Annotated in this window: 14 protein-coding genes; 10 read left to right on the forward strand and 4 right to left on the reverse strand. The window is 72.3% G+C overall.

Annotated features, from left to right (window positions below; translation table 11 throughout):
• Positions 1 to 50 precede the first annotated feature (50 nt).
• Both HT134_RS33665 and HT134_RS33670 read right to left on the reverse strand, forming a co-directional pair.
• Positions 51 to 575: an NUDIX domain-containing protein gene (locus HT134_RS33665; RefSeq protein ID WP_175604505.1), complete on the reverse strand. Its 525-nt coding sequence runs from the start codon at positions 573 to 575 to the stop codon at positions 51 to 53.
• Between the two features lie 42 nt (positions 576 to 617).
• Positions 618 to 1,688, reverse strand: a complete 1,071-nt coding sequence (locus tag HT134_RS33670; RefSeq protein WP_246366039.1) for a LacI family DNA-binding transcriptional regulator — start codon at positions 1,686 to 1,688, stop codon at positions 618 to 620.
• Positions 1,689 to 1,749: 61 nt separating this feature from the next.
• On the opposite strand from HT134_RS33670, the gene HT134_RS33675 reads away from it, so the two are divergent.
• The 8 genes from HT134_RS33675 (at position 1,750) to HT134_RS33710 (ending at position 11,352) form a co-directional block, all read left to right on the forward strand.
• Positions 1,750 to 2,931 carry an aminotransferase class V-fold PLP-dependent enzyme gene (locus HT134_RS33675; RefSeq protein ID WP_217708662.1) on the forward strand — a complete coding sequence of 394 codons (1,182 nt, stop codon included), beginning with the start codon at positions 1,750 to 1,752 and terminating at the stop codon, positions 2,929 to 2,931.
• Positions 2,932 to 3,070: 139 nt separating this feature from the next.
• The gene (locus HT134_RS33680; protein WP_175604508.1) at positions 3,071 to 4,381 is read left to right on the forward strand and encodes an ABC transporter substrate-binding protein; all 1,311 of its coding nucleotides are present in this window, start codon (positions 3,071 to 3,073) and stop codon (positions 4,379 to 4,381) included.
• On the forward strand, positions 4,378 to 5,301 hold the full coding sequence (locus HT134_RS33685) for a carbohydrate ABC transporter permease (protein WP_217708663.1): 924 nt from the start codon (positions 4,378 to 4,380) through the stop codon (positions 5,299 to 5,301). The genes HT134_RS33680 and HT134_RS33685 overlap by 4 nt, the downstream gene beginning before the upstream one ends.
• Entirely contained in the window at positions 5,298 to 6,107 is an 810-nt protein-coding gene (locus HT134_RS33690; RefSeq protein WP_175604509.1) for a carbohydrate ABC transporter permease, read from the forward strand. Before HT134_RS33685 ends, HT134_RS33690 begins: the two co-directional genes overlap by 4 nt.
• A 2-nt stretch (positions 6,108 to 6,109) precedes the next feature.
• Entirely contained in the window at positions 6,110 to 7,819 is a 1,710-nt protein-coding gene (locus HT134_RS33695) for a glycoside hydrolase family 36 protein (protein WP_175604510.1), read from the forward strand.
• Positions 7,820 to 8,860 (forward strand): LacI family DNA-binding transcriptional regulator, encoded by a 1,041-nt coding sequence (locus HT134_RS33700; RefSeq protein ID WP_175604511.1) that lies wholly within the window; start codon positions 7,820 to 7,822, stop codon positions 8,858 to 8,860.
• A complete protein-coding gene (locus tag HT134_RS33705) occupies positions 8,850 to 10,172 on the forward strand; it encodes a hypothetical protein (protein ID WP_175604512.1) in 1,323 nt (440 codons plus the stop codon). Before HT134_RS33700 ends, HT134_RS33705 begins: the two co-directional genes overlap by 11 nt.
• Positions 10,173 to 10,284: 112 nt before the next feature.
• Complete coding sequence (locus HT134_RS33710; protein ID WP_217708664.1) at positions 10,285 to 11,352, forward strand: calcium:cation antiporter; 1,068 nt, start codon at positions 10,285 to 10,287, stop codon at positions 11,350 to 11,352.
• A 15-nt stretch (positions 11,353 to 11,367) separates the two neighbouring features.
• Here HT134_RS33710 and HT134_RS33715 read toward each other — a convergent pair whose 3' ends face one another.
• Both HT134_RS33715 and HT134_RS33720 read right to left on the reverse strand, forming a co-directional pair.
• On the reverse strand, positions 11,368 to 12,111 hold the full coding sequence (locus HT134_RS33715) for an ABC transporter permease (RefSeq protein ID WP_175604514.1): 744 nt from the start codon (positions 12,109 to 12,111) through the stop codon (positions 11,368 to 11,370).
• A complete protein-coding gene (locus HT134_RS33720) occupies positions 12,092 to 13,138 on the reverse strand; it encodes an ATP-binding cassette domain-containing protein (protein WP_175604515.1) in 1,047 nt (348 codons plus the stop codon). The genes HT134_RS33715 and HT134_RS33720 overlap by 20 nt, the downstream gene beginning before the upstream one ends.
• A 282-nt stretch (positions 13,139 to 13,420) precedes the next feature.
• Here HT134_RS33720 and HT134_RS33725 point away from each other — a divergent pair, with 282 nt between their 5' ends.
• Together HT134_RS33725 and HT134_RS33730 are read left to right on the forward strand one after the other, a co-directional pair.
• A complete protein-coding gene (locus HT134_RS33725) occupies positions 13,421 to 14,443 on the forward strand; it encodes a GH25 family lysozyme (protein WP_312888646.1) in 1,023 nt (340 codons plus the stop codon).
• A 59-nt stretch (positions 14,444 to 14,502) separates the two neighbouring features.
• Positions 14,503 to 15,030, forward strand: coding sequence for a C40 family peptidase (locus tag HT134_RS33730; RefSeq protein ID WP_312888647.1), 528 nt, complete (start codon positions 14,503 to 14,505; stop codon positions 15,028 to 15,030).
• Positions 15,031 to 15,082: the final 52 nt, after the last annotated feature.

Below are 15,082 nucleotides of genomic sequence, written 5' to 3' on the forward strand. Positions count from 1 at the left end.
TGATCTCAAGAGGGCGCCGACCGGTTCGACCGGCCGGCGCCCTGCCGCGCTCAGGGGGAGTCGCGGGCCAGCAGCGCGCGGTGGGCGGTCAGCCAGACCTGGCCGGTGCAGCGCCGCTCGACCTCGTCGGGCGGCAGCCACTCGGCGCCCGTGCTCTCCGAGCCGGCGGGCGGCGCGGTGGGCGGCCCCGGCTCGGCGAGGCGGGCCTCGAACATCACCATGTACGTCAGCGACGCGTAGCGGTAGCCGGCCGGGGCGGGACCGGTCAGCTCGATGCGCTGCCAGGCGAACACCGACAGCCGCTCGGGCGGCAGCGCGAGGCCGGTCTCCTCGGCCAACTCGCGGGAGGCGGCCTCGGCGGCCCGCTCACCCGGGTCGAGGTGGCCGCCCGGGACGTCCCAGCCGCGCCCCTCGCGGCCGACGCGGGTCAGCAGTGTGCGGCCCGCGGCGTCCAGGACGAACGCGAAGGCGGAGGTGGTCTGCTCCACCGGCGGCAGCCTCCGGGTCAGCGCGACCTCCAGGCGGTGCGGTGCGGGGATCCACGGCACGGTGATGGACGCGAGGACACGGGTCATGGCCTCATTGTCCACCGGGAGGGCCGTTCGGCGGCGCACCGCCTACGCGAGGGTCGTCATGCTCGGCCGGAGCACCGGGTCGCCCGCGAGCAGCAGCCCGGCCTCGGGCGGCGCCCCCTCCTCGACGCTCTGGAGCAGCCGGCTCACCAGGGCGTCGGCGATGCGCCGCAGCGGCAGCCGGACGGTCGTCAGCGCCGGCTGGAGCAGCCGGGTGTACGGCATGTCGTTGAACCCGGTCACCGCGAGGTCGGCGCCGACGGTCAGCCCCTCGGCCTGCGCGGCGGCGTACGCGCCGGGCGCCAGCCAGTCGTCGTCCAGGACCAGGGCGGTGGGGCGGGGCGAGCGGTTCAGCAGGTCACGCGCCACGGCCACCACCTCGTCCAGGCCGTCGACGAACGCCTCGTGGCCGGCCAGGCCGAAGCGACGCGCCCCGATGCGGAAGCCGGCCTCCCGGTGCCGCAGCCAGGGCAGCGCCGCCGACGTGCCGAGGTAGGCCACCCGCCGGTGGCCGTGGGACGACAGCAGGCCCACCATGTCGATCATCGCCTGCGCCGAGTCGACGTCCACCCACGCCTGGGGCCTGCCGGGCCCGGTGCGGCCGAAGACCGCGAAGGGGAAGCCCGTCTCGTGCAGGTAGTCCACGCACGGGTCGTCCTCCAGCACGTCGGAGAGCAGGATGGCGTCGGCCGTGCGCGCGGCGATGACGTCCTCCAGCGCCCGCGCCTTGCTCTGGCCGGGGCGGGGGCGCACCAGCAGGATGCGGTAGCCCGCCTCGCCGGCGGCGGCGACCATCGCCTCCAGGAAGCCGCTCATCAGCGCGTTGGGGTTGTCCGGGTCGGTCTCGGGGGTGGTGTAGGCGATGATCCGGCGTGTGCCGGAGCGCAGGCTGCGCGCCGACTGGTCGGGACGGTAGCCCATCTCCTCGATCAGCGCGGTGACCCGTTCGAGGGTGTCGGGGCGCAGCTTGTGCGGGGCGTTGAGCGCGTTGGAGACGGTCTGCCGGGACACGCCGGCCGCCCGCGCGACGTCCTGGATGCTGACCCCGCGGGGCCGTTGCGCCGGCATGCTCGGGTTCTCCTCCTCCGTGCGGGGGCGCGGCCATGGCTCCGTCATCCTAGGTCCTGTGAACGTTCATATCATCCGCGATGTCGGACAGGACGATCTGGGAGGACTTGTGGAGACGACGCCGATTCCCGGGGCGAGGGAGCTGTTCTCGCTGGACCCGGAGGTGATCCAGCTCAACCACGGTTCGTACGGCGCGGTGCCGGTGGAGGTGCAGGAGCGGCAGGCGGAGCTGCGGGCGGAGATGGAGCGGATGCCCGACCGGTTCTTCGCCCGGCTGCCCGCGCGCCTGGCCGCGGCGCGGGAGCGGGTGGCCGCCTTCCTCAACAGCTCCGGAGCGGCCTTCGTCGCCAACGCCACCGAGGGGGTCGCCGTGGCGCTGGAGTCGGTGCCGCTCGCGGCGGGCGACGAGATCCTCTACACCGACCACGGGTACGCGGCGGTGGAGCGTGCGCTGCGCCGGCGGGCCGGGGAGAGCGGGGCGAGGCTGGTCAGGGTGGCGCTGGGCGACGATCCGGTGACGGCGGTCCTCGGCGGGGTCGGCGCGCGGACCCGGGTCGCGGTCCTCGACCACGTCAGCTCGGCCGGGGCCCGGCTCCTGCCGGTCGCCCGGCTGGCCGGGGAACTGGCCGCGCGGGACGTCGTCACGGTGGTGGACGGCGCCCACGCGTCGGGGATGCTGCCGGTGGACCTCGACGCGGTGAACGCCGACTTCTGGGTCGGCAACCTGCACAAGTGGGCGTTCGCGCCGCGCCCGGCGGCGCTGCTGCACGTCGCGCCGCGCTGGCGGGGCCGGGTGAGGCCGCTGGTCGTCTCCTACGGCGAGGGGTTCCCGGACGCGGTGGAGTTCCAGGGCACGCGTGACTACACCGCCCTGCTGGCCGCGCCGTACGGGCTCGACCTGCTGGAACGGCTCGGGCTCGAACGGGTGCGCGCGCACAACACGGCGCTGGCGGCCTACGGGCAGCGGGTCGTGGCGGAGTCCCTGCACGAGGCCGGCCTGTGCGCGGACGCCCCGGGGACGCGGGAGGAGTGCTCGCAGACCGACGTGGGCCACCCCGGCGTGCCGATGCGGGTGGTCCGGCTGGCGTCCGGCCTGGGCCCGACCAAGGCGGAGGCCGACGCGCTCTGCGCCGAGATCCTGGACCGCCTCGGCTGCCAGATCAAGATCGAGCCGGTCGGGCTGCTCCGCCTGTCGGCGCAGATCTACAACACGCCCGAGGACTACGACCGCCTCGCCGCCGGACTGCCGGCCGTCCTCCGTTCTCGACGCGGACTCTTGCGCGCAATATGAACGATCAAATACCTTAACCCCCAAGTCGCCCGCCGATTGGCCGGCAAACATCCCCTCGCCTGCCCTGAGTAGCCAGGTAGAAGATCGTTTGAACGTTCATATCCGACGCGGCGCTCATCCCCCGAAAGGAAGCACGCGCATGATCAACCGTCGTGGAGTCCTCGCGCTCACCCTCGCCGGTACCCTCACCCTCGCCGCCTGCGGCGGCGGTGGGGAGAAGGCGGAGAGCGGCGGGCCGGTCAAGATCACCGTGTGGAGCTGGAAGCCCGCCTCGGACGGCCTGGCCGCCGTCGCCAAGGACTTCGAGCGGGCCAACCCGAACATCAAGGTCGACGTCCAGGTGATCGGCAACCCGGCCATCTGGGAGAAGATCACCGTCGGCATGGCGGCGGGTGGCAAGGGTCTCGGCGACATCCTGCACATCGGCATCGACTACCTGCCCAGCTACGTGGACAAGTTCCCCGGTGGCCTGGCCGACCTCAACAAGCTGGGCGCCGGTAAGTACAAGGACGCCTTCGCCAAGGGGCTGTGGCCCACGGTCACCGGCAAGGACGGCGGCGTCTACGCGATGCCCTGGGAGGTCAACCCGATCGGCTTCTTCTACCGCTCCGACCTCTTCGAGAAGGCCGGGATCGACGCGGCCGCGATCCGGACCTGGGACGACGCCATCGAAGCGGGCAAGAAGCTCAAGGAGAAGACCGGGGCGTCCCTCATCGGCCTGAACAAGCCGGCCGCCGGCAGCATGGACATGGACTTCTACCAGTCGCTCCTGCAGCAGCAGGGCGCCTTCTACTTCAACCAGCAGGGCGACGTCACACTCAGCTCGGCGCCCGCCGTACAGGCGATGACTCTGATCAAGAAGATGAACGACGCCGGGATCGTCGCCGACACCTCCGGCGAGGGCACCGCCAAGAAGCTGATCAGCAGTGGCAAGCTGGCCGTGCTGCCGTGGGCGGCCTGGGCGGCGAGCTACATCCCGGAGATGCGCCCGGAGCAGAAGGGTCTGTGGCGGGTCATGCAGCCGCCGGCGGTCACCCCGGGCGGCAAGCGGACCGCGATCGTCAACTCCACGCACCTGGCCATCTCCGGCACCAGCAAGCACCAGGCCGAGGCGTTCAAGTTCATCGAGTACGCGCTGACCAAGCCCGAGGTCATCAACAAGGTCTTCAAGGAGGGCGGCGTCTTCCCCGCCCTGACCGCGGCCTACTCCGACCCGGTGTTCTCCGCCCCGACGGAGTACTTCGGCGGGCAGCCCGCGCTCAAGACGTTCGTGGACTCGCTGACCGAGGGCGCCGACGCCACCTTCTACTCCAGTGACTACGCCCGAGCCCTGAAGATCGCCAGCGACGCCCAGACGCAGGTTCTGACCAAGGGCGCCGACCCGGCGGCGACCCTGGCCACCGCCGCCCAGCAGCTCGCGCAGCAGACCGGCAGGAAGCTCGCGGGATGACGCTCACGATGACCCGGGAGGCCGCCACCAAGGGTGGCGGCTCGCCCCGCTCGCATCGGCCGCTGATCACCAAGAGGAACATCCCCTACCTGCTGATCCTGCCCGCGCTGCTCGGCTTCGTAGCCTTCAAGGCGTACCCGATCCTCGCCGCGCTGTACATCAGCCTGACCACCGGCGCGGGCGCGGCTCGCACCTTCGTCGGGCTGGACAACTACGTCCGGCTGGTGAACGACCCGCTGTTCTGGACCGCGTTGTGGAACACCGCGTTGATCCTGGTCGTCCAGGTGCCGATCATGCTGCTGCTCGCGCTGGTGCTGGCGCTCGGGCTCAACTCCCCGCTCCTACGGCTGCGCGGCCTGTGGCGGCTGGGCGTCTTCATGCCGTCGCTGACCGGCCTGGTCGCCTACGGCGTGATGTTCTCGGTGATCCTGAGCAAGGACTCCGGCCTGCTCAACTGGGTGCTCGGCATCTTCGGCGTCGACGCGATCGACTGGCTGGGCAGCCCCTTCTGGGCCCGCATCGCCATCGTCATCGCACTCACCTGGCACTACACCGGCTACAACGCGGTGATCTACCTCGCCGGGCTGCAGAGCATCCCCAAGGAGCTCTACGAGGCGGCGATGGTCGACGGCGCCGGGGCGGTCCGCCGGTTCTGGTCGATCACGGTTCCGCAGCTGCGGCCGATCCTGCTGCTGACGGTCGTGCTGTCCACGATCGGCACGCTGCAACTGTTCGACGAACCGTTCGTGATCACCGGCGGCGGCCCGGACAACTCCACCCTCACCATCTCGCTGTACCTCTACGAGAACGGATTCCGCTACTTCGACTTCGGTTACGCCGCGGCGATCGCCTACGCGCTCACGCTGATCGTCGCCGGGTTCGGACTGCTCCAGCTCAAGCTCACCGGAGGCAAGAAGTGAAGGGCTGGGCGCTGACGTTCGTGCTGGCCGCGGTGTTCGCGCTGTGCGTCGGGCCGTTCTACTGGCTGGCGATGGCCGCCACCCACGCCAACTCGGAGATCTTCGCCGAGACGCCGAAGTTCTATCCGGGCGACCAGCTCGGGGCGAACACGGCCAAGCTGGAGGAGTCGATCGGCCTGGTCCACGTGCTGGGCAACACGCTGTTCGTCGCGGTCGTGCAGACCTCGATCGCGATCGTCGTGGCGCTGCTGGCCGGGTACGCCTTCGCCAAGTTCGAGTTCCGCGGCAGGAACGCGTTCTTCGTGCTGCTGCTGTCCACGCTGGTGATCCCCGGCGGCGTCACGATCATCCCGATCTTCGAGATGATGAACGACCTCGATCTGATCGACAGCTTCCCGGCGCTGATCCTGCCCAACCTGACGGTCCCGTTCGGCATCTTCCTCATGCGGCAGTCCCTGCTCGCCATCCCGGACGAGCTCCTGGACGCCGCCCGGGTGGACGGGGCGGGCGAGCTGCGCGTGCTGTGGCGGGTGGTGGTCCCGGTCATGCGCCCGGTGCTGGCGGCGCTGGGCGTCTTCCTCTTCCTCGGGGCGTGGAACGACTTCCTGTGGCCGCTCATCGCTCTGCGGACCCCGGAGATGTTCACGCTGCCGGTCGCCCTGGCGACCTTGCAGGCGCAGGCCAGGACCGACTTCGGCCAGGTCATGGTGGGCACCGCGATCTCCTCGCTGCCGATGATGATCCTCTTCCTCGTCCTCCAGAAACAGTTCATCTCCGGCCTGCTGGCCGGTGCCACGAAGGGATAAGCATGCAGGTCTGGGAGCCCTACGCGCTCGGCGAGACGAGCACGGTACGGGCCGGCGCCATCGAACTGGCCCTGGCCGGAGCGGCCGGGGCGGAGGTGAGGGAGGTCGCCGACGGCGTGTGGCTGATCGACGCGCCGGACGCCACGGCCGCGCAGTGGCGGGTGCCGTGCGTGGGCGTCAGCGCGTTCTGGACGCCGATCGGCGGCGCCCGCTGGGTGCCCCCGATCTGGAACGCGCCGCTGACGGCGCGGCTGACCGCGGGCGCGCCGGTGGTCTCGCTCGTCGGCGCGGCCGGGGCCAACGTCTGCACGGTGGGCGTGGCCGAGCCGGTGGCGCCGGTGAGCTTCACGGGCGGGGTGATCGAGGAGACGGGCGAGTTCGCGTTCACCCTGCACGGCGACGGGCTGCGGTTCCGGCTGGACCTGTCGGAGCGGCCGTTCTCCGCGGCGGTGGCCGGGACGGCGGCCTGGTGGCAGGCGGAGGCGGGCGACCTGCCGCCCACTCCGGACCGCGCCCGGCTGCCGGTCTACTCGACGTGGTACAGCATGCACCAGGAGGTCGGCGCCGAGTCCGTCGAGCTCCAGGCGAGGCTGGCCAAGGAGCTGGGCTGCGAGACGATCATCGTGGACGACGGCTGGCAGACCGCCGACCGGGCCCGCGGCTACGCCTTCTGCGGCGACTGGGAGCCGAACACCACCACGTTCCCTGACATGTCGGGGCATGTGGCTCGGGTGCGCGAGCTGGGCATGGCGTACATGCTCTGGTACGCCCTGCCGTTCGTCGGCAAGCACAACGCCGCCTTCGAGCGCTTCGAGGGCAGGTGCCTGCGCTACCTCGACCACATGGACGCCGCCGTGCTGGACCCGCGCCACCCGGAGGTGCGCGAGTTCCTCATCGACCGGCTCGCCCAGGCGGTCGAGGCATGGGGCATGGACGGCCTGAAGATCGACTTCGTGGACCGCTTCGCGACGCCGGGCGGCGACCCGGCCCCGGCCGACGGCGCCGACTGCGCCGAGGTGGACGAGGGGGTCAGGCGGCTGCTCCGCGACCTGGACGCGCGGCTGCGCCGTGTCCGGCCGGAGCTGCTCGTCGAGCACCGCCAGCCGTACACCAGCCCCGGCCTGTGGCCGTACGCGAACATGGTCAGGGCGACCGACTGCCCGCTCAGCCCCCAGGAGAACCGGCAGCGGACCGTGGACCTGCGACTCGCGGCCGGCCCCGTGGCCGTCCACTCCGACATGCTCCTGTGGCATCCGGACGAGCCCGCGGAGCAGGTGGCCGTCCACCTGATCAACGTGCTGTTCTCGGTGCCGCAGATCTCGGTGGACCTGGCGGCGCAGCGGCCCGACCAGCTCGACACGCTCCGGTTCTGGCTGGGCGTCTTCCGCGACCACCTGGAGACGCTGCAACTGGGCACGCTGGAGCCCGAGCAGCCCGAGCACGGCTACCCGCTGGTGCGGGCCCGTGACGAGCGGGCCACGATCGTCGCGCGCTACGCGCCGCTGCCCGTCGAGGTGCCGGAGTCCGGCGACCTGCTCGTCGCCAACGCCGCCACCGACCCGCGCGTGGTCCTCTTCGGCGCGGGCCCGGCGCGCGTGGAGGTCCGCGACTGCCGCGGGAGCCTGGTCCGGACGGCCGAGCTCTCGCCGGAGCCCGGGGCGAGCGTCGTCGAGGTGCCCACGGGCGGCCTGCTCACGCTGAGGAGAGACTGAGTGGCGGCGCGCCGGCCACGCGAACGCGGGGTCACCGTCGAGGACGTCGCCCGGGTGGCCGGCGTGTCCCGCCAGACGATCTCCAACGCCCTCAACGCCCCGCACCGGCTGAAGCCGGAGACCCTCGAACGGGTCTCCGCGGTCATCGAGGAGCTCGGCTACCGCCCCGACCAGTCGGCCCGCAGCCTGAGATCGGGCACCAGGCGGATCATCGCCTACCCGGCGCCCGTCGACGACCCGGCCAACCCCAACCCGCTCATGGGCGGCTTCCTGGAAGCGGTCGTGGCGGCGTCGGGCGAGGCGGGATACCGCGTCCTGCTCGTACGCCCGCGCCCCGGCCAGAGCCAGGAGCAGGCGCTCGACGAGCTGATCGCCGCCCGGACCGTGGACGGCTTCCTGCTGTCGGACGTGCTGCGCGACGATCCGCGCCTGGCCCACCTGACCGGGGCCGGCTTCCCGTTCGCCGCCTTCGGCCGGACCGGGCCCGACCAGCCGCAGTCGTGGGTGGACGTCGACAGCGCGCAGGCGGTGATCGACATGGTCGGCCTGGTGGCGGCCAGGGGCCACCGGCGGGTGGCGTTCCTGGCCTCCTCCTCCGGGCTGCCGTGGATGGACGACCGGCGCGACGGGTTCCTGGCCGGGGTGCGGCGCCACGGCCTGGCCGGGCAGGTCTACTCCGCGCCGGGCGACGACCCCGGCGAGATCGTCAAGGCCACCCGCGCGCTGCTGACCGGCCGCGACCGGCCCACCGCGATCGTGGCCGGTGGCGACTGGCTCGCGCTCGGCGTCTACACCGTGGCGCGCGCGGAGGGGCTGGAGATCGGCACGGACCTGGCCGTGGCCGCCTTCGACGACCTGCCGGTCACCGCGTGGCTCCAGCCGGCGCTGACCACGGTGCGGCTGCCGCTGGACCGCATCGCGAAGGCCCTGATCAGCCGCCTCCTCCAGATCGTCGAGGACGGCGTCACCCCGCGGGCCGGGCTCGTCCTCCCCGGCGAGCCGGTGATCCGCCCGAGCTTGGGACCCCCTGATGCACTGTGAATCCGGCCACGACGATCTCATGGTGGCCTCCGGCCACGACGAGCTCGTGGAGATGTTCTCGTGGGCGCGTGACCGCGCGCTGCGCTGGGCCCACCCCGGCGGGACGCGCGGTCCCGTCAACGTCGACGAGCACCGCCCGCTGGGCACCGGCGAGGGCGTCTACCTGCCGTCCTACTGGGCCGGTTACGCCCACCGCAGCGGCTTCTACCTGCGCGACTTCGTCCACCAGGCGGCGGGGGCGCACCTGCTCGGCCTGGCCGAGGCCAACCTGACGATGCTGCGCCGCTTCGCCGCCTCGGCCACCGCGGAGCACGGCCACCGCCCGGTCTGGGCGTTCAACTTCGACGGCTCGTACCTGTCGATCGACTACCGCGGGCCCGGCGAGTTCGTCCGGGAGGTGCCCGCGGTCTTCGAACTGGTGGAGTGCGTGGCGGAGCTCCACCGCTGGACCGGGGACGCCGCCTACGTCCACGACCCCGTGCTGCGCGACTACTGCGCGAACGCCATCGCCCTGCCCGCCACCGCGCGCGGGACGAGCATCTTCGAGGGCGTCGCCAGCTACAACGAGCTGGGCGGCGAGCCGCTGGCGGTGGCCGGCGACGGCCTGGCCACGCAGTACGCCGCCCACCTGGCCATGGCCGCGCTGGCCAGGGCGCGCGGCGAGGACGGTGACCGGTTCGAGACGCGGGCCGCGGAGCTGCGCCGCCACTACGAGCAGGACTGGAAGGGCGCCCGCGGCTTCACCCTCGACGGCCGGCCGGTCACCGGCTGGGGCGCCGAGAACAGTTTCTTCATGCCGTTGAAGGGCCTGCGCGACGACCCCGCCTACCTCGACTACGTCGACGCGCAGGCGAGCGGCCCGGGCCGGCCCGCCAACGTCGAGGCGTGGACGTACCTGCCCGACGTCTTCTTCCGCAACGGGAGGCCGGAGGCGGCCTGGCGGTGGATGCGGGAGATCTTCCACGCGCGCACCGGCGGGCACGTGGCGGGCGGGCTCAACGGCGACTATCCCGAGGTCTCGTTCACGCTGGTCAGCCAGGTGGTGGCGGGCCTGCTCGGGGTCCGGCCCGACGCGCCGGCGAACGCGCTGTCCACCCTCTCGCGGCTGCCCGCGGAGATCGGCTGGGCCGCCGTCAGCGGCGTCCCGATCGGGCGGGGCCGCGTCGCGGTGCGCCACGACGGCGGGGAGGCCACCACGCTCACCAACCTGTCCGGCCAGGTGACGTACACGTGGACGGCCGCCTTCCCCGACGGCTCCGCCACCACGCTGGAGGTTCCCCCCGGCGCCACGGTGACCGCGGTGCGCTGCTGAGCTTCGGCGACATTTCGCATGAAACGGGCATGCTGAGAGTGATTGCCGTGGTTTCTGCGAAAGAAAGGGCGTAACACCCTATATGCGTCGTCATATCGCACGATGGTGGACCGTGGCCGTTCCGGCGCTGGCGTTGGCCGCGCTGGCGCTCACCTGGGGGCGGAGCGTGTCCGCGGTCACGGGGGTCCTGGTGGCCCTGCTGCTGGCCGGGGCCGTGCTGGCCGCCGTCCACCACGCGGAGGTGATCGCGCATCGGGTCGGCGAGCCGTTCGGGTCGCTGGTGCTGGCGGTGGCCGTGACGGTGATCGAGGTCGCGCTGATCGTCAGCCTCATGCTGTCGGGCGGGGAGAGGACGGCGTCGCTGGCCCGCGACACCGTGTTCGCCGCCGTGATGATCACGTGCAACGGCATCGTCGGGCTGTCGCTGCTCACCGGCACGCTGCGGCGCCGCGTCGCGGTCTTCAACGCCGAGGGCACCGGCGGCGCGCTGGCGACGGTGACCACGCTGAGCACGCTCAGCCTGGTCCTGCCGTCGTTCACGACGAGCGCGCGCGGGCCCGCCTTCTCCCCGGCCCAGCTCGGGTTCGCGGCCGTGGTGTCGTTGGCGATGTACGGGCTGTTCGTCCTCACCCAGACCGTACGGCACCGCGACTACTTCCTGCCCGTGGCCACCCCGCACACGCGGGGCGACGGCCGCGCGGAGGAGCACGCCCCGAGGCCGTCCGGGCGGACGGCGCTGGTCAGCCTCGGGCTGCTGCTCGCGGCCCTCGTGTCCGTCGTCGGCCTGGCCAAGGTCGAGTCGCCGGTCATCGAGCTGGCCGTGGCGAACGCCGGGCTGCCGCAGGCCGTCGTCGGCGTCGTCATCGCGCTGCTGGTGCTGCTTCCCGAGACCATCGCCGCGGTGCGCGCGGCCCGCCGCGACCAGATCCAGATCAGCCTGAACCTGGCGCTGGGCTCCGCGATGGCCAGCATCGGGCTGACGATCCCGGCCATCGCGGTCGTGTCCATCTGGCTGGAGGGGCCGCTGGTGCTCGGCCTCGGCGGCACGCACATGGTGCTGCTGGCGCTGACCGTGGCGGTCTCCACGCTGACCGTCGTCCCGGGACGCGCCACGCTGTTGCAGAGCGGGGTGCACCTGGGGCTGTTCGCCGCGTTCCTGTTCCTGGCGATCAGCCCCTGACGCGCAGGGCGCGGGTCAGACGCCCTTGCGCAGGGCGCGAGTGCCGGCGACCAGCCCGACCGCGGCGACCAGCGCCGCGGCGACCATGCCGGACAGGACCGACGGGTGGGTGAGGTCGCCGGAGAAGAGCGCGCGCTGCGCGTTCACGACGTGCGCGACGGGGTTGACGCCCCCCACCACCCGCAGCCACTCCGGCCCGCCGTCCATCGGCAGGAAGACGCCGGACATCAGCAGCAGCGGGAACAGCAGCGCCTGCGTGACGAGCCAGAACAGGGTGCCGTCCGGCGCCGACCTGATGGCCAGCACGAACGACAGCGCCCCCAGCCCCGTCGCGAACAGCAGCAGCATCGCGATCCCGGCCACCGCCCCGGCGGGGTACAGCCGGAACCCGAGCGGCAGCGCCAGCACGACGATGAGGACGGCCTGGCAGAGCAGGACCACGGTGACCTTCATGGTCCGGCCGACGAGCATGGCCGTGCGGTCGAGCGGGGTGACCAGGAGGCGCTCCAGCGAGCCGCCGATCAGCTCCACCAGCATCGTGTGGCCGGCGCCCATCGGGCCGGTCAGGCACATCATGACGAGGATGCCGGGCACGAACCACTGCCAGGACGAGCCGACCGCCCCGTCCAGCAGCACCCCGTACAGGAACAGGAACACCAGCGGCTGCCCCATCTCCAGCACCAGCCCGGCCGGCGCGCGCAACGACGGGGTGATCTCGCGGCTGAAGACGATGGCGGTGTCACGCAGGAAGGTCGTCATCGGTGAGGCTTCTCCCGGTGAGGGTGAGGAACACGTCGTCGAGGGTGGGGCGGGCGGTCTCGGCGGTGGCGGCCTGGACGCCCGCCTCCTCCAGCGCGCGCAGGTAGGCGGGCAGGGCGGCGGGGGCGCGGGCGACCCGCACCCGCACGGTCGTCCCGTCCACGGTGACGCCGTCCGGGGCCTGCCGGGCCGACCCGGAGGCGGTCGCCGGCGTCTCCGTCATCGCGCGGGCCGGCGTCTCGGGCGTCGCGCGGGCCGGCGTCTCGGTCATCGCGCGGGCCACGGTGGCCGCCGTCGCCGCCTCGGCCTCCGTCCGGGTGGTGACCGTGATGTGGTCGCCGGCCAGCTCGTTCTTCAGCCGGCCGGCCGTGCCGTCGGCGATGATCCGGCCGCCGTCCACGATCACCACCCGCTCGGCCATGGTGTCGGCCTCCTCCAGGTAGTGCGTGGTCATGAACAGCGTCGTGCCGTACACCTCGCGCAGCCGCGTGATGTGCTCCCAAATGTCGGCACGGCTCCTGGGGTCGAGGCCGGTGGACGGCTCGTCCAGGAAGAGCAGGTCGGGCCGGTGGACGAGGCCGAGCGCGATGTCGAGGCGGCGGCGCTGGCCGCCCGACAGCGTGCCCGGCTTGCGGCGGGCCTGCGCGCGCAGGCCGAGCAGGTCCAGCAGCTCGTCGGCGCGTCCGGCCGCCGCCGCGGTCGTCATGCCGTAGCAGCGGCCCTGGCTGACGAGCTCGTCGCGGACCTGGAAGTTCTCGCCGGCGCTGCTCTTCTGGCCGACGTAGCCGATGCGGGCGCGCACCCGGGCGGGCTCGCGGGCGACGTCGTGACCGGCGACGGTCGCGGTGCCGGAGCTCGGCGGGAGCAGCGTGGTGAGCATGCGCAGAGTGGTGGACTTGCCGGCCCCGTTGGGGCCGAGGAGGGCGACGAGGCTGCCGGCCTCCACGTCGAGGTCGATGCCGCGTACGGCGTGGACGGTCTCCTTCTTGACGGTGAACACTCGGGTCAGTGCCCGGGCGTGGATCATGCTGTGGCTCCTCAGGGCATGGCGAGGAGACCCCGGCCGGGGTCGTTCTTGGGAATCCAGGCCATCCTGCGACCGCATATCCCTTGGGGGCAAACGCGAACGTAGTGTTCACATACGGCGCTGACCTGGGAGAACGACGTCATCGACGGAAGGCTGCCGGAGGTTTTTTCCGGCCCCGAGCTGCGCTTTTCGGAAACAATCCGATTTTTCGGAGAAAGCGCTTCGATAACGGCCAACACATTCGGCTTGCGGCCAGGTAGGGGCTCCGCGATGATCGCCGCCGTGAATCGTCTCTGGGGGGCCGCGATCGCGGCCGTGACGGCCGGCGCCATGGCCGTGTCAGGCGGGTCCGCCGCGGCGGCGGACGGCGCGATCGCCGGGGTGGACGTCAGCAACTGGACCGGCGCGGTCGACTGGGGCGCGGTGACCTCCGGCGGCGGCAAGTTCGCCTTCGTCCAGGCCACCGAGGGCGTCGACTACCGCAACCAGCGCTACGAGGAGCAGTTCGGCGGCGCCCTGGCGGCCGGGCTCGTCCGCGGCGCCTACCACTTCGCCCAGCCGCACGAGTCCGACGGCGCGGCGCAGGCGGAGTTCTTCCTGCTCAACGGCGGCGCCTGGAAGTCCGACGGCTGGACGCTGCCCGGCGTGCTCGACCTGGAGGACAACCCGTACAAGGACCGCAACGGCAAGAACTCCTGCTACGGCCTGTCGCCCGCCGACATGGTGACCTGGATCAAGGGCTTCACGGACAGGTACCGGCAGGAGACCGGCCGGCGGGCGATCATCTACACGACCACGAGCTGGTGGCGCGCCTGCACGGGCGACTCCGCCGCGTTCAAGGCGAACCCGCTGTGGCTGGCGCGCTGGGGAGCCGACCCCGGCGAGCTGCCCAAGGGCTGGAAGCGCCACACGTTCTGGCAGTCGGCCGAGAAGGGCGCGCTGCCCGGCGGGCAGAACACCTTCAACGGCACCCAGGACGAGCTGGAGGAGCTGGCCAACCCGCCCGCCGAGATCACCGTGGCGGGGCAGGCCAGGAGCCGCACCCGCTACACGGTCACGGTGTCCAACACGGGGCCGCACCCGGTGACGCGGATCAAGGTCACCGGCCGCGCGTACGGCGGGCAGCGCGTGGTGCAGGCGCCCGGCTGCTCCTTCAGCGGCACGGCGGTGCGCTGCGAGATCGCCGAGATCGGGCGCGGTCAGAAGGCCACGCTGTCCTTCACCACCAGGCCCCGCTCGGCCAAGGGCACCGTGGGCCTGCGGTTCACGGTCGGGTCCGTACGGCTGACCCTGAGCGCCTCGTGAGGTGATGAGGCAGGATCTCCCCTGAGGAGGCCCTGACCCACCGACCGAGAGGAGCCCGGGTGTCCAGCAGGCGGCGGATCGCGCTGGTGACGGCGCTCCTCCTGGTGACCGCCACCGCGTCGGTGCCGCTCATGCCGTACGTGCAGCCCGAGATCGTGCGGATCGCCCTGCGGATCGAGGGGCAGCGGATCGCGTACTCGTGGGGCGGCGGGCACGGCGGCGACCCGGGGCCGTCGAAGGGCACGTGCGCCGGCTACCGGGGGAGCATCCTGCCGTGCCCGGCCGAGCGGACCCGCGGGCTCGACTGCTCGGGCCTGTCCCGCTGGGTGTACGCGCAGGCGCACGGACATGACGTGCTCGGCCCGGGGACCACGAACGACCAGGTGCGCAGGATGCGCCGGGTCGTCTCGGCGCTGCCCGGAGACCTCGTCTTCTTCGGCCGGACCACCGCGAAGGGCCTCGACACCCACCACGTCGGGATCTACCTCGGCGACGGCAAGATGATCAACGCGCCCGAGACCGGGGCGTTCGTCCGGGTGGACCCGATCTCCCGCCTCAAGGACTTCGCCGGCTTCTACCGGCTCTGACGCCCCCGGTGGCGGTGTAACGGCTGTCGCCTGGCGAAAAATGAGAGACCCG

This window comes from Nonomuraea rhodomycinica, assembly GCF_013363995.1.
GTDB lineage: Bacteria > Actinomycetota > Actinomycetes > Streptosporangiales > Streptosporangiaceae > Nonomuraea > Nonomuraea rhodomycinica.